The organism is Massilia sp. NBRC 108631 (assembly GCF_059704565.1).
This window is the reverse complement of the sequence record NZ_BAAKJE010000206.1, coordinates 1-240: the sequence shown is the minus strand read 5'-3', so window position 1 is coordinate 240 and position 240 is coordinate 1. Positions and strand designations below refer to the sequence as shown.

Below are 240 nucleotides of genomic sequence, written 5' to 3'. Positions count from 1 at the left end.
CCGCGGCCCGAGATCGAGAACACGTCTTCCACTGGCATCAGGAAGGCGCCGTCCACTGCGCGCTCTGGCGTAGGGATGTAGCTGTCCAGTGCGTCGGCCAGGGCCATGATGGCCTGCTCGCCCAGAGGACCGGTGTCGCCGTCCAGTGCTTTACGTGCCGAACCCTTGATGATAGGCAGGTCGTCGCCTGGGAACTCGTATTTCGACAGCAGCTCGCGCACTTCCATCTCAACCAGTTCC

The 240-nt window shown here is 62.9% G+C and carries 1 pseudogene; it reads right to left on the bottom strand.

Going from position 1 to position 240, the window contains the following annotated elements:
• Positions 1-240: pseudogene (gene tuf, locus AC6H42_RS22300) on the bottom strand (elongation factor Tu); the annotation flags it as partial.